Consider the following 13,792-nt stretch of genomic DNA (forward strand, 5'->3'; position numbering starts at 1 on the left):
AGCCTATGTTGTGATGAAAGAGGTTTTCTGGTTTGGAGGGCATATCCCGGCGATAGACTTTAAGCTATGCCAGCAAACGTTCCTGCAGGAACGGCCAAAATCTGCTACCGTTAGGAAAAGAGTAGGAATCGTTCGCGATGAGGGAGGGTCTAGGCTGATGGGAATGGACCGAGAGGCCCAGAAATTCTGGCGCGACCGTCGCCGGGAAATGCTGCGGCGTGATCGCAGTACGCGCCGAGGACAAGGGACCCCCGTCACCTTCGTGATTATCGGGTTGCTGGTTGTGGGCTGGGGAATTCAAAATTTCTTTCCGGGTTGGATTTTTGATGTGTCTGTCTACGGGGGGCGCATAGGTTTTATTGTGCTCTCGACCATTTTGCCTGGCAGTTTGTTAGGACTGCTTCTTGACGGGCTGTTTGTATGGCTTATTGGGTCGGAGCTCGAGCAGGTGTTAAAGCCGTGGCAATATGTGGCGGTGTTTTTTGGGTCCGGAATTATCGGTGCTACCGTAATGACGGTCATGGGGGCAGGGGCTGCGGCATTGTCCGTGTTTGGGTTGGCAGGCGCTTATGTTTATGTCATGGCCCGGTACAATTATCAAGGGGCCGTCCGCTGGGCGCTTTTGTTGCTATTAATTAACGTGGTGCTATCAGGCTTTCATCCGAGTGTACTGGTAGGCATGGTTAGTACCTTTGGCGTGGGGCTTGGCATCGCCTGGAGTATGGGCGCCGGCTAACGGTATTCTCACCCCAAAAAGGAGCAAACGGTAGGGTGGCGGACATTGTCGTGAAAACGCCTAGCATATCTCAGGATATGGCATGGGCAATGGATTTGTGGAGCAAGGAATGGGGCGGGACGGTCATGGTGTCACAAGGCCGCTCGTATCGCTTAACGGACCTTGAGCAGCTGATAGCGTGGGATGGGAGCGAGCGCGTGGGTCTAGCCGCATATCATGTTGAAGAAGACCGGGCGGAAATCTTGAGTCTTAATGCCACAACCAGGCTCCGTGGTATCGGCAGTGCACTGCTGCAAACGCTGGAATCATCCTTGCGCCGGCGAGCAGTCCGCAAAGTATGGCTCATCACATCGAATGACAATGTGGATGCGCTACGTTTTTATCAGCGCCGTGGGTACCGCTTAACGGGGATCCATACGGGAGCCATTGATCAAGCGCGGCGCATCAAACCAAGTATTCCGCTTGTGGGCCAATACGGGATTCCCATTCACGATGAGTGGGAATTGGAAAAATCCTTGTAGGGGAGGAGTTGCTGCGCTGTTGCTGTTGTTTGCGCAAGCCTTGTGTTGTGGGCTCATGGCTACAATGGAGCAGTCAAGACTTGACCGTACATGCTGTAGTGTCATTCTAATCGGACTGTAAAAAAACAAAGATGCCGTGCCGGCAGTCGCAAACCGCTCTTTATGACAGTTATGAACAGAGCGTGCGCCAATATAAAGCCCAACTCGAGCAGTGTTTAGCGTACCAAAAACGGCTAGAAAGCCAAATCGAGGCCCGCGACATTGAAATCGCGCACCTTGCGGAGGTGTGCCGCATTTACTCATCAGTGCGGTCGAAATGCCGGGGAAATGCCGAACATGAGACAAAGTCTGGTGCCTAGTCCAGAGGGATCGATGCACCTTCGGTGGCAATGCCGTAGCGAGCGCATTGTAACAGCGCATTCAATTCCGCATGAATTGTACGTACACAGTGATTGTTTTCGATAAGACAGCCGACGTCGAGACAGTGGGGCTCTCCCGAGGGAGCCCCATTGTAACCGGTGGCAATAACGCGGTGATCTCGCACTAACACAGCACCCACAGCACGGCGAGGACACGTCGAGCGCGTGGCCACAAATTCGCTCAGTGTCCCAAAATATTCCGTCCACGAGACGCGTTCGTTTCCGCCTGCCCTTAAAGGCTTTTTCTCTGTCATAGAGGCATTGTATCGCTACCAGATACCATGCGTCTAGATTTCGCGCTTGGCATCACACCTTTTGGTATAGGTGTTGCAGGATTTCTCCCAATAGAGGGGCATGGCAGCCTTTTGCCATTTACCGCACTATAGGAGGGGTGATTTTGCTACCCACGGTGTCTTTGGGAACGTTTGGGAAAGCAAAATGGTATCGATTAGACAAAGGTGCGTAGAGGTTGAGGGAATTTTGAATAGATGGTTCACTAGGGAAAATACTAGCTAACCTATAAGTACAATAAATGTGCGTTAGAATTATGTGTTTATTATTCACCACACTACAATTTTCATTATACTAAGGTGAAGGATGTGGTTCTAATGGATAACTGGACAGAATTTATGAACTTTTTGGAATGGGATACCCAGGATGAAACGGCTTTGGGTCATCTTGATTGGAACGTGGTGGCTGAAACGGTGACCCCGCATTTTTATGAAAAAGTGCGTGCGGTTTCGCAATTGAACGCCCTTGTGCAGCAGCATTCGAGCTATGAACAATTAGGGGGATCCATGCGGCAATATTTGGCGGGTTTAGGCCAAGCTCCGACGGGGGATGCGTATCGCCGCCGCATTCACGCGATTGCCGCAGCCCATGTGCGGATCCATCTGACTCCTGATTGGTATTTGGGGGCGTACCGTCTCATTTGGGCGCAAGCTATGCATCAGGTGGATGTTCAGTGGCCTGATGATCCTCACGAGCGCGAACAGGTTCGCCAAGCGATTAGCAAGCGTTTGATGGCTGATATGGTCTTGACGATTAGTCTCTACCAAGAAGGAATGGATAAAGAACGCCAGGCGCTTGACACCACTGTCCAGGATATTGCAGCCGTAGAAGCGACGCTGTCCGATCAGGCGACTCGCTTGGCGGCTAGTGCCGAGCAGGCACAAGGTACGGTGGCGCAAGTGGCGGAAGCGCATGACAGCATGCGTACGGCGATGCAAGATACGATCGGACAATCCGAAACGACGGCACAGGCTGTCAAAAACGGCACGGCGGCTGTACGCGATTTGCAAGAGGGGGCTGCGCTTTTAGCGACCACGTTGTCAGCGGTATTGACGGCGGAAGAGGCCTTGGAGCAGCAAGCGCAAGCGATTGGTCAAGCGACTCGTCTCATTCAAGATATTGCCAGGCAGACCAACCTTCTAGCACTCAATGCGTCCATTGAAGCGGCACGCGCAGGGGATGCCGGACGAGGCTTTGCTGTCGTGGCGGATGAGGTCAAGAAACTGTCGGAGGCATCACAGACCGCAACACGGACCATTGACGACACCGTTGGGGGCATTACGCGCCATTTATCGGTGCTGGACGGGGCGGTACAAGAAGCGCAAAAAACGCTCGATCATGAAACGGAGGCTAACCGCGCGGTGGTAGCATCGTTCACGGCCATTCAAGAAGCGGTCGAGGCGACACAGCAGGTCTTCCATGCGCTCCAACAGCAGGTGGAGCAGGCGGCTGACGCGGTTCACCAAGTACGCGCAACGGCTTCTGATCAAACGCAACAAGCGCGTGATTTAGCGCGCATTGCCCAGCAGTTAACGGCCGTCATCACCAAAAAGCAGCTGCAGCCGGTCATGCCCTGAATCTTATCATGAGACGGAATGAGGAGTTATGGTAACGTGGGACATTCGGTAAAGAGCGCACGGTTGGACAAGGCGATTCGCGTGGCACGCATTCACCGCCAGGCATTAAATACACGTCTGCCTATTCGCCAGGCCTCGATCGATGCTCTTGATGCTGCCGTGCAGGGTATTATGCGTATGGGGGCAGACCAATTTGTCATCCAGTTTTACAACGAAATTCGCCGCGATCCGCACAATGCCGAAATATTAGATGCCTTGACGCCTCCCGAATGGACTCGGCTTCAAGAGACGATGCACCGTCATCTGATTCAGCTCATGGATCCGCATCAACCAGACGACGCTATCGCCCAGTGGGCTTATCAGGCTGGCCAAACCCATGCGTTGGTGGGTTTGGAACAGGGACAATTTGTCGCTGCGTTTACCGTCTATCAAAAGGCAGTCAAAGCCTTAATTAATTCGCGGCGATGGCTGGCCCCTAAACGCTGGGCGGTGCAAAGTTTTCTTGATCAGCGCATTGTTCGGGAATTGCGTGCCGAATTGCAGGGATTCGATGACACCCGGCGCCAGTGGTGGGATGCATTGCGGCAGACCTTTCACGTCGTCGCTCATGAGCCGCTGGATTTGGCCACCTTGTGGTCCGTGGTCGCCAGGTCTTTGCAACAAGCACCGGGTGTCATCGGGGTGCAGATATGGCAGCCGCAGGGGTGTGAAGGCCGTTGGGAATGTTTGGCTGCGTCTGGTTCATTGCCTGTGTCTGTGCAAGACTTTCGGGCGCTGTGGGACATAGACAGCAAAGACGGCGCGTGGGCGGCGTGGTGGGATCAAACGATGGTCGCACTCGACCGGCATGTGGAGGCTGAGTCCAACCCGATTCGTTCGGTATGTTATGTGCCGTTGCTTGATATGGCCAACAGTCCTGCAGCCGTTCTTGTCCTATATGGTCAATATCCCCATCAGTGGCAGAATCCCGATGTGAAAAACGGGCTGGAGTTGCTCGCCCTCTTGACGCGTCAGAGTTGGCCGAGCTTGGTTCCGGGGCTAGAGGCCCAAGTTTTGGGGACGAACCGGCGCGATTTAGCACGTGGGCATTGGGAATGGCGGTACCAACCGATTGTTGATATCGCAAGCGATCGTCCGATTAAGTGGGAACAATTAGCACGCTGGCGAACCGAAGCAGGCACTTTGTTGGCACCTTCGGAGTTTCTCCCTCTCATGGGATTAGCCGACCACCGAGAATTATTAGCCCAAGGCATTCTCGCATTGCAGCACGACGCCTCGCGGTTGCCCCAGGCCAAGGTGTCGATCAATGTCGTACCCGAGTTGTTGTCGGATGCGGCCGGTCAAGTCATTCTGGAACGCGCCATGACACGATTTGCCCGCGGTACCGTGGTTCTGGAACTCTTGGAGTCCGGACGCATTGATGATAAAGGGTGGCAGTTCGTGCGTGCGCTCGTGAAAGCGGGTGCTCAGCTTGCGCTCGATGATTTTGGGGCGGGCTATGCCAATTTCGATCGGCTCATGGAAGAGCCGTGGGCTTGGGTAAAGTTTGACCGGAGTTTTTGGCGCCGGATTGCCGAGGATCCGGGTCGATGGATTCCTACGCTTGGAGAGATGGTTAATTTTGTGAAGACCTTGGGCATTCCCGTAATTGGCGAAGGCATTGAGCGGTCGGAGCATTTAGCGGTGGCCCAGGCTTTGGGGATGGAGGCGGGCCAAGGGTTTTTATGGGGACGTCCAGAGTCCGTGGAATTCTGGGCTTCGCACAGCGTTTCTCCGGCATCCCCGGCGCCTGGAGGATTGTGGGGATTGGTCAGTTGGCACTGGGTTTCGGAACGAACGTTAGCGGACGCGTCCTTGTGTTTGTGGAAAGCCGATGGTTCCGTGCCTGACGAAATTCTCGAAGTGCATCAAGCCTGGCATGAATCGGGCGGAAGTGCCGTCGCAGAAAAACGGTGGAAACAGGCGATCTATCAGAGTCTTAAGGCATAAAGAAAAAGAGGACTCTCTTGGGGAAGAGAACCCTCTTTTTTTGATAGGCGTACGAATTATTTCGCGCTGTGTAACATGGTGGGCGGGAGATAATGAGCAAAATCGAGAATGTGAGCCCATACGGCTTCATAGCCCGTGAAGAGCCAAATCACGGCGGCAACTCCCAGCACTAACGCGGTGATGATAGTCAGCGTCCGGTTCTTGTGCCAATAGATAGCGGGAAGCACTAAGATGCCACCGAGTCCCGTTAGTACGAAGCCAGCAAAAGCCACACCGGGAGCTGCTCCCATTTTCAGGTCTAAGAGCCGAAATCCAATGATGATGGCATAAATACCGCCAAACAAGCCATAAATGGCGGGAATCAAGGGCTCCCATTCTAGCATTAGGGTCAGACCCGCAGCTAAAAAGACCATACTGAGAAACAGCATAGGGCCTGCGTAGGCGACATTAAAGCCTCCGGGCAACGGCCACATAATCAGCATGGGCAATGAGGTGACGAGACCAAGAAAACCTACGGCAAAAAATCCTGCGGCCCAACTGCGTCGATATTCTTTGCCCGGATTCACGTAGAGATAATGGGCTAATAGGGCAAGGCCTGCGCCTAAGTTCAAAAGCATTACGGCTAAGTAATCGACAAACATCTGACTCACTCCTTCTTCTATCACTTTTGGGTTTTTCGAGAGGGTCGTGTTATGTTGACCATTCTGGGCAAGGTCTGCGTGAGGGACGAGATAGTTTGATTTGAAGAATGGCTTTTGCAAACCCTTTGATTCACGCTCGGCCATGACCTCATGTCGTTCCTTGCTTGCACTGTCATTGTGCAACAACGCCGCAAGGGCTTCATGGGCCGTCAGGTCCTTGGTTCGTGGTGCTAACGGTCCCGAAGTTCGTGTCCACCAGACCCGTCCATGGATGGAGGGCCCCCTTTATTCAATGGCCATTTGGCAGGGCTACAGGCTAAGAATCAAAATGCCAAGTCATTTAAGGAGCTGCTTGGCAATGCATGGGGCCATAGGGGGAGCGCACCCTTGCGACCGTGCCGGATTAATATAGGGTCGTTTTATATTCGAGCATTTGCTGGATCTGGTAAAACGCCTACGACACGGCCGTGTATCGGTCGCGCGAGGTGATTTTCCACGACACATAGCGTCAGTGCCCATAGCGGACAACGAGTGCCTTACTAACATGGGGATTCACATCGGGCCGCCGATGCAGGGTCTGGCGGAGGACCTTGAAGTGGGCACCGTGCTTTGATGGCACGCTCCGGCAAAAAGGTTGTGTGTCCGTAGGCATCGTAGGCGGTGACCAAAAAGTTCATGCCGAAGTCTAAGCCGACACTTGACGCAGGTCGTCGAGAGGGGCCTCGGTCACCTCTTGCGGCATTAGCACACGGAGGAACCACCGGCCATGGCGGTGGAAGAGATGCGCCTTGCCACCTTCTTATCGTGCTTACATAGGTGTCGCAATCCTTCACGAGGAATTGAGCACTTTTTTATACATCTTCCTATTCATGGACCATGTCATGGCCTTGGTTGGAGGCCTACCGGGAAGGAATTGCGGTGAAGGACGCGGGATGACGCTCGGCGTAGGTTATCTTGCGTATGTTTCATCACTATAAATGACCCAGCGCTTGACCAATTGCCAAGCGCTGGGAGAATGTTTATGGGGAAGCGTGTGCGGGAATCGGGACGATGAGAACAGGTAAATGGCTATGGGCAACAAGCCAGCGCGGAAAGCTACCAAACAGCCCCTCGATGCGCGTCGACCCATGATGCTGGCCGACGAGAATTAATTCCGCTTGGTGCTCGGCTGCCACTTTTGCGAAAAGTGCGGCAGGACTGCCGTCTCCGGGCTCCATAGTGCGAACGTGCCACTCACCAACACGTCCTGCCTGCGTTACCATGGCCATCGCGGCTTCTTTTACGGATTGTGCATCACGGTCCCAGTCCTCACTAATTTGGTCCACGTCAATATTGGGCCCCCCACTAAATGGCGTCATTCCCATTTCCGCGTATAAGGGGGTAAGGTCTTGAATATCGACCATAATAATTCGGCCGTTCGGCTGTGTCAGACGACATGCCCAGGCTACCGCTTCCATGCTCGAATCAGAGCCGTCAACAGCAACGGCGCAACAACTTACTAAATCTGGCATGATGGAACCTCCGCTTCTTAGACATTGTCACGACGCCTTTTAGTGTACACAATGATGTGTCCATTCTATAGAGCTTTTTTAGCGTCTGGCTTCGGCATGATGAGAAAAACCTAGGAACTGTTACACCGGAAGTTCTTTCGATTAAATCGTTTTCTACGGAATGTCTCCTTACGGAGATATTGTTTGAACCGCCAATTTTGCTGCAAGTGATATCCCTGACGATACATACCCGTTATGATAGAAGCTAAGAAGGATTAACTCACTCAAAGTCTGAATTCACCGCGTATAGTAAAAAAGTAGGACAACATGAAACGGGGAATGGATTGCTATCAGGTAACGAAAGGAAATGGGCCCCATGAAACCATTTACACAACAAGGCCATAAACGCCGTCTATCATCGACCGCTTCGTTTATGGATATGGCCCGGTATTTCCCTATTGGCCGGCAGATCCGTAAGGAGTGGGATAATGACCCCACGGCGTTTAATGCTTCGCGTTTAGACCGATTGCTCAGACGATGCCGTTGCCAGATCACACGTGCAACAGACGGTTCCTTTTGGGTCAACGGCTTGCCGATCTATGACCGGGCTTGGGCTTTTCGGCGCGAGGGAGCGGAGATATTCGTCGAGTTTTATGGCCGATATGGAGAAAAACGTGTGAAAAGCTCGCGTGTGACGACGGTTTGGTGGAGAGCGAAACTACGGGGAACTCGCTGAGGACGACTCGGCCACGGCCTGGCACTCAAATAAATTTTTGAATCCGGCGCGTGATGGAGCGGTTTTGCCTATTTTGCATCTTAATGGCTACAAGTTGGCTAATCCTTCGATATTAGCGCGTATTCCTGAAGAGGAGCTCTTAAATTTGTTTCGCGGGTACGGTTATGCACCGCATCTGGTCGCGGGTGATGATCCTGGACTCATGCACGAAGCCATGGCATCCGCGCTTGATGCCTGTATTGCCGAGATTCAAGCCATCCAAGCTGCCGCAAGGCAAGGCCATAACCATCAGAGGCCGGTATGGCCCATGATTATTCTACGTACACCGAAAGGCTGGACCGCGCCTAAAACGTTAGATGGTCATATCATTGAAGGGTCATGGCGTGCGCACCAAGTTCCGGTGTTGGATGTTAAGACAAACCCTGAACATCTCACCGTGCTGGAAGAGTGGTTCAAAAGCTATCATCCCGAGGAGTTGTTTGATGAGGTGGGCCGTTTGCGAGACTCTTTGAAAGCGTTAGCACCGCGAGGAAAGCGCCGTATGAGTGCGAATCCGCATACGAATGGTGGACTGTTGCGTGAGCCATTGCGGTTACCGGATTTTCACGATTATCAAGTTCGCCTCGCCAAGCCCGGACAGATTACTATCGAGAACACCTATGTTCTAGGGCAATACCTGCGCGACGTCATGCGGCTGAATATGCACAATTTCCGGGTATTTGGGCCGGATGAAACCGCATCAAACCGTCTTCAAGCGATATATGAGGTTACGCAAAAGACGTGGATGGCGGAATCCTTTCCGGTTGATAGCGATGGCGGCGAGTTGTCGCCAGATGGTCGGGTCATGGAAATGTTGAGCGAGCACACCCTTGAAGGATGGTTAGAAGGATATCTCCTGACGGGTCGGCACGGGTTGTTGAATTCCTACGAAGCCTTTGTCCATGTGATTGATTCCATGGTCAACCAGCATAGCAAGTGGATTGAGAAGGCGCGTTTCGAGGTGTCATGGCGCGCCCCGATTGCGTCGTTGAACATTTTGATTAGCTCAACCGTATGGCGCCAAGACCACAATGGGTTTACCCATCAAGATCCTGGGTTTTTGGATGTGGTCACGAATAAGCGGGCCGATGTGGTGCGTATCTATCTGCCGCCCGACGCCAACTGTTTATTAAGCGTTGCCGACCATTGTTTGGCGAGCACAGACTACGTCAACATTATTGTCGCGGACAAACAGCCCCATTTGCAGTATTTGACTATGGATGAAGCGGTGACCCATTGCAGCAAAGGCATCGGCTTATGGCCATGGGCTTCGAATGATGAAGGGCAAGTGCCAGACGCGGTGGTTGCATCTGCGGGCGATGTGAGCACCATGGAGGCATTGGCAGCAGTGGCTTTGCTTCATGAGAAATTGCCCGAGTTGCGCGTGCGGTTTATCAATGTCGTCGACCTATTTAAATTGCCTCCTCCCAGTCTTCATCCTCATGGAATGTCAGATTCAGATTTTGTCGGATTGTTTACGGCCGACCGGCCCGTGATCTTCAATTTCCACGGCTATCCTGCTTTGATCCACAAGTTGATATACCGAAGGCCCAACCATGAATATTTTCATGTCCACGGCTATCAAGAAATGGGAAGCATCAACACACCCCTACAGCTGGCTATTGAGAATCATATTGACCGTTTTTCGTTGGCGATCGATGTCATCGACCATGTACCGGGCCTGTCTATTCGTGCGGCATCTGTTAAGCAATGGCTGCAGGATCAGCAGATCTTTCACTTAAATTACGCTCGGACAAATGGCATTGATCCGCAAGAAATTCGTGAGTGGACCTATCTTGTGAACTAAAGCGAGCTCCATCAAGACCTTCAGCGCCTGGCGAAACCGTGCCAGGCGCTGAAGGTTTTTGTGTGAGCGTCATGCCGGTTTGTTTTGAATAAGACGAACGGTGTGACGGGCGATGACAATATCTTCATTCGTGGGAATGACGCGGACCGTCACTTGACTGGTAGGGGTAGAAATCACGGGAGCGTTTTGGGCATTGGCGCGGTCATCTATGGTAATCGCCAAAAAACCGAGGGCCTCGCAAACCTTGTGACGAATCAAGGGGGCGTGCTCACCAATTCCCCCGGTGAAAATCAGGGTGTCAAGTCCCCCTAGGGCCGCGGCCATGGCTGCCACAGCCTTGCGGATGCTATAGGCAAACATGTCAATCGCTAGCTGCGCATCAGGATCGGAAGAGGCTAAAAGCGTTTGCATGTCGGGGGAAATGCCGGAGATGCCCAAAAGACCAGATAAATGATCTAGAAGGTGCTCGAGTTCCGCCCCACTATAGCCTTTTTCATTGATGAGGTAGACCAGGACACCAGGATCAAGATCCCCAGGACGTGTGCCCATAATCAAACCACCCGTTGGAGTGAGTCCCATGGTGGTGTCCACCGACTGACCATTTTGAATGGCGGCAAGGCTTGCGCCATTCCCCAAGTGAGCGGCCACAATGCGTTCTTGGGGATTAACGGGTAGTTGGCTGACAAGATACTCATAGGAGAGGCCATGAAAGCCATACTTTTTGATGCCCTCTTGCCACAAATTGCGGGGCAGTGGTAAGCGGGCCGCGACTTCAGGAATGTGTTGGTGAAAAGCCGTGTCAAAGCATGCGGCCTGCGGGATATCCGGAAAATGCTGTGTGACCGCATCGATAGCTTGGACCTCGGCAGGAAGATGCAACGGAGCAAATCGGAAATAGTTTTTGATATCGGCGCGAAATGCCGCGGTGATCAGTTGATGGTTCACATAGCGAGGGCCACCCGACACCAAGCGATGTCCTACCGCCTGGGGGCTCGGAATACCTTGGGCGCTGAGGAGCGAAAACACTGCGGCAACCGCGTCGTGGTGGTGGCGAATGGCCACGCTACCCTCTATTGTGGGGGTGCCGGGACGCTTCAACCACATTCGACTGTCCGGTAGGCCAATGCGTTCTATTGCACCGTCGGCCAGCCAATGGGGTGTCTTGGAATGGTCCGTGCTGTTGACAAGATAGAGAGAAAACTTAAGCGAGGATGATCCGCTGTTAAGGGCCAGCACGGGAATGGCAGCAGTCGACATGCTCATCGCCTCATGTTCAGTAGTAGGAGGGCATTTTAGACCCATTTACTGCATTAGACCATACTTTCTCAGTGGTCTTGCATCCATCACGAACGACGCCTTATTGCCATAGGTCGGAAGACACGAGAAGTCCAGCCAGGTGTGTGAGAAAATGGGCGGCATCCGCGCCAAACACCACGCGGTGGTCACAGGTCAAGGTGCAATCGGCTGTCCCTTCTTCATCCATGGCGGCAATGGCCAAGATGGCACTAGCCCCTAAGGGAACGACCGCATCAAATTGCTTGACGATAGGATAGACGCCCAGATTGGATAAGTAAAACGTCGCTCCAGAATACTCAGGGGGAAGAAGACGCGCAGCCTTCGTGCGTTCCAGGAGAGCTTTCCATTCCGTTTGAATGGCTGCCAGCGACTTTTCTCCCATATCTCGTAATACGGGTGTTAGCAAACTATCGCCAGCTTCCACGGCAATTCCGATATCTACGCGATCGCGAACAGCCAGTCCTTGAGCCGTCCAAGCCGCGTTAAACCGCGGATAGGCTTGAATAGTCATCGCGCAGGCTTTACTCAGGGCGACAGTGAGACTCACCTGATGGATGTTGGCTTGACGCTGCACTTCACGAATCGGCAGACGGGCACTGACCCGAAATGTGGGCGTGGACACGGTAGCGGCCATGGAGCGGGCGACAGCGTCTCGACTTTTGCTTGGGGATTCGATGCGGTAGGGGGGGCCATAGTCGAGCGGCGGCGTTGCCGGTGACAACACCGCGGCTATCACCTCAGCCGCGTGGACGATACCATCAGCGCCCGGTGCGATGTTTTTCAGATCGAGTCCCAAATCATGGGCCAAGGCTCTTGCATAGGGAGAGGCTTGGCGATCTGTTGGCAGCACTTCGTCTGGAGTCGGGACGACCGTAAGAGAGGGCGACGGCGGGGCTGAATTGGTAGACATTGGGACTTGCGGTGTGCTGGCCTGCGCTTCTAGGATCTTCGCCTCCTCAGTCCGTTGCGGGGACGTCGGTGTTTGGGCATTATCTAGAGCTTCTTCGGCCGTATCGGCGAGAAAGCCAATGGTTTGCTTGACCGGAATATCTTGATCGACCGGCGCTAAAGGACCTGCTAAATAGCCATCCCGAAAGGCTTCCACTTCCAGTACCGCCTTGTCTGTTTCTACTTCGGCAACCGCCTCACCTTTTTGGACTTTGTCTCCTACGGAGCGAACCCACTGCGTGAGGCGACCGGTATCCATGGTATCGGATAAAACAGGCATAACAATGGGGTGTTTCATGATTTCTGGCTCCTTTGCAATAAAATAGTTCGCGCTGCCCGGGCAATGTCGTTGGCGTGGGGAATCGACGCTTGTTCTAATTCCGCATTAAAGGGAATAGGGATGTCGAGCCCAGCGGTTCGCGCGATGGGGGCATCCAATGTATAAAAACATCGCTCTTGCAACGTGGCGGCTAATTCGGCTCCAGCGCCTGCATACCGGCTATCCTCTTCGGCAATGAGGACATGATGCGTTTTTTGTACGGATTGCTCAAGACAATTCCAATCGATGGGAGATAAACTACGCAAGTCGATGACTTCCATGGAGATGCCGTCTTGTTGCAATCCTTGTGCCGCTTTTAGGGCTTCGCCCACCATAAGCGAATAGCTAATGCACGTGATGTCAGTGCCTTCTTGCCGCACCACGGCTTGATGCATAGGAATAGGTGCTTGGCTTGGATCGACGGGGCCTTTGGAAAAGTAGAGCAAATCATGCTCAAGAATGATGATGGGATCTTCGCTACGAATGGCCTGCCGGATTTGGTGGTAGGCATCGTGCGGGGTAAATGGCACCGCAATCCGCAGTCCAGGCACGTTCATGAGGGTATGTTCGAGCCGTTGGGAGTGCTGCGCGCCCAATTGTTTGGCGACGCCTTGGGGCATGCGAATGGTCAGAGGCACCGGGAATTGTCCGCCGGACATGAAAGGAATTTTGGCAGCGAGGTTAATAATCGAGTCTAGGGCCAACAAGGCAAAATTGGCCGTCATAATTTCGATGACGGGGCGTAAACCGGTCATGGCAGCGCCGACGCCTAGACCGGTAAAACTATTTTCGGAGATGGGGGTATCGCGTACTCGCATTTCTCCGTATTTGGCCATGAGGTTTTCTGTCGCACGGTATGTGCCGCCGTATAGCCCCACATCTTCACCCATAATAAACACATTCGGATCCTCGGCTAACGCATGGTCGAGTGCTAAATTAACCGCCTGCCAGTAAAACAACGTATCGGTCATTGTGTCGTCCCC

11 protein-coding genes and 1 pseudogene are annotated in these 13,792 nt (G+C 53.2%); 6 read left to right on the top strand and 6 right to left on the bottom strand.

All coding sequences use genetic code 11. The features are described 5' to 3' along the window. The first annotated feature begins 157 nt into the window (after positions 1 to 157). Positions 158 to 736: a hypothetical protein gene (locus tag ORD20_RS02595; RefSeq protein WP_242968606.1), complete on the top strand. Its 579-nt coding sequence runs from the start codon at positions 158 to 160 to the stop codon at positions 734 to 736. Between the two features lie 35 nt (positions 737 to 771). Continuing rightward, the gene (locus ORD20_RS02600) at positions 772 to 1,257 is read left to right on the top strand and encodes a GNAT family N-acetyltransferase (protein WP_242968605.1); all 486 of its coding nucleotides are present in this window, start codon (positions 772 to 774) and stop codon (positions 1,255 to 1,257) included. A 355-nt stretch (positions 1,258 to 1,612) separates the two neighbouring features. Here the strand turns inward: ORD20_RS02600 and ORD20_RS02605 are convergent, their stop codons facing one another. Beyond that, positions 1,613 to 1,930 (bottom strand): deoxycytidylate deaminase, encoded by a 318-nt coding sequence (locus ORD20_RS02605; RefSeq protein WP_430626492.1) that lies wholly within the window; start codon positions 1,928 to 1,930, stop codon positions 1,613 to 1,615. A gap of 354 nt (positions 1,931 to 2,284) precedes the next feature. Between ORD20_RS02605 and ORD20_RS02610 the strand changes: the two genes are divergently transcribed. After that, the gene (locus ORD20_RS02610; RefSeq protein WP_103376312.1) at positions 2,285 to 3,544 is read left to right on the top strand and encodes a globin-coupled sensor protein; all 1,260 of its coding nucleotides are present in this window, start codon (positions 2,285 to 2,287) and stop codon (positions 3,542 to 3,544) included. A gap of 36 nt (positions 3,545 to 3,580) precedes the next feature. Continuing rightward, complete coding sequence (locus tag ORD20_RS02615) at positions 3,581 to 5,533, top strand: EAL domain-containing protein (protein ID WP_158246351.1); 1,953 nt, start codon at positions 3,581 to 3,583, stop codon at positions 5,531 to 5,533. A gap of 56 nt (positions 5,534 to 5,589) precedes the next feature. Here ORD20_RS02615 and ORD20_RS02620 read toward each other — a convergent pair whose 3' ends face one another. Next, entirely contained in the window at positions 5,590 to 6,174 is a 585-nt protein-coding gene (locus tag ORD20_RS02620) for a DUF981 family protein (RefSeq protein WP_103376310.1), read from the bottom strand. A 1,019-nt stretch (positions 6,175 to 7,193) separates the two neighbouring features. Then, positions 7,194 to 7,685 (bottom strand): universal stress protein, encoded by a 492-nt coding sequence (locus ORD20_RS02625; RefSeq protein ID WP_103376309.1) that lies wholly within the window; start codon positions 7,683 to 7,685, stop codon positions 7,194 to 7,196. A gap of 355 nt (positions 7,686 to 8,040) precedes the next feature. Between ORD20_RS02625 and ORD20_RS02630 the strand changes: the two genes are divergently transcribed. Both ORD20_RS02630 and ORD20_RS02635 read left to right on the top strand, forming a co-directional pair. Then, positions 8,041 to 8,400, top strand: coding sequence for a hypothetical protein (locus ORD20_RS02630; RefSeq protein ID WP_430626493.1), 360 nt, complete (start codon positions 8,041 to 8,043; stop codon positions 8,398 to 8,400). Between the two features lie 13 nt (positions 8,401 to 8,413). After that, a pseudogene (locus ORD20_RS02635) lies at positions 8,414 to 10,246 on the top strand (phosphoketolase); the annotation flags it as partial. 69 nt (positions 10,247 to 10,315) lie between these two features. On the opposite strand, the gene ORD20_RS02640 reads toward ORD20_RS02635, so the two are convergent. From ORD20_RS02640 to ORD20_RS02650, 3 genes are all read right to left on the bottom strand, one after another. Further along, positions 10,316 to 11,503 (bottom strand): acetate/propionate family kinase, encoded by a 1,188-nt coding sequence (locus ORD20_RS02640; protein WP_103376306.1) that lies wholly within the window; start codon positions 11,501 to 11,503, stop codon positions 10,316 to 10,318. A gap of 100 nt (positions 11,504 to 11,603) precedes the next feature. Beyond that, a complete protein-coding gene (locus ORD20_RS02645) occupies positions 11,604 to 12,788 on the bottom strand; it encodes a 2-oxo acid dehydrogenase subunit E2 (RefSeq protein ID WP_103376305.1) in 1,185 nt (394 codons plus the stop codon). Then, the gene (locus tag ORD20_RS02650; protein WP_103376304.1) at positions 12,785 to 13,780 is read right to left on the bottom strand and encodes an alpha-ketoacid dehydrogenase subunit beta; all 996 of its coding nucleotides are present in this window, start codon (positions 13,778 to 13,780) and stop codon (positions 12,785 to 12,787) included. The genes ORD20_RS02645 and ORD20_RS02650 overlap by 4 nt, the downstream gene beginning before the upstream one ends. Between the last annotated feature and the right edge of the window lie 12 nt (positions 13,781 to 13,792).

Source organism: Sulfobacillus thermotolerans, assembly GCF_039623705.1.
Taxonomy (GTDB): Bacteria; Bacillota; Sulfobacillia; order Sulfobacillales; family Sulfobacillaceae; genus Sulfobacillus; species Sulfobacillus thermotolerans.

Bases quoted from the DNA above. Each gene is read 5' to 3' on its own strand.
- ORD20_RS02640 (WP_103376306.1), bottom strand. From the start codon at position 11,503: ATGTCGACTGCTGCCATTCCCGTGCTGGCCCTTAACAGCGGATCATCC.
- ORD20_RS02610 (WP_103376312.1), top strand. From the start codon at position 2,285: ATGGATAACTGGACAGAATTTATGAACTTTTTGGAATGGGATACCCAG.
- ORD20_RS02650 (WP_103376304.1), bottom strand. From the start codon at position 13,780: ATGACCGATACGTTGTTTTACTGGCAGGCGGTTAATTTAGCACTCGAC.
- ORD20_RS02630 (WP_430626493.1), top strand. From the start codon at position 8,041: ATGAAACCATTTACACAACAAGGCCATAAACGCCGTCTATCATCGACC.
- ORD20_RS02595 (WP_242968606.1), top strand. From the start codon at position 158: ATGGGAATGGACCGAGAGGCCCAGAAATTCTGGCGCGACCGTCGCCGG.
- ORD20_RS02620 (WP_103376310.1), bottom strand. From the start codon at position 6,174: ATGTTTGTCGATTACTTAGCCGTAATGCTTTTGAACTTAGGCGCAGGC.
- ORD20_RS02605 (WP_430626492.1), bottom strand. From the start codon at position 1,930: ATGACAGAGAAAAAGCCTTTAAGGGCAGGCGGAAACGAACGCGTCTCG.
- ORD20_RS02625 (WP_103376309.1), bottom strand. From the start codon at position 7,685: ATGCCAGATTTAGTAAGTTGTTGCGCCGTTGCTGTTGACGGCTCTGAT.
- ORD20_RS02645 (WP_103376305.1), bottom strand. From the start codon at position 12,788: ATGAAACACCCCATTGTTATGCCTGTTTTATCCGATACCATGGATACC.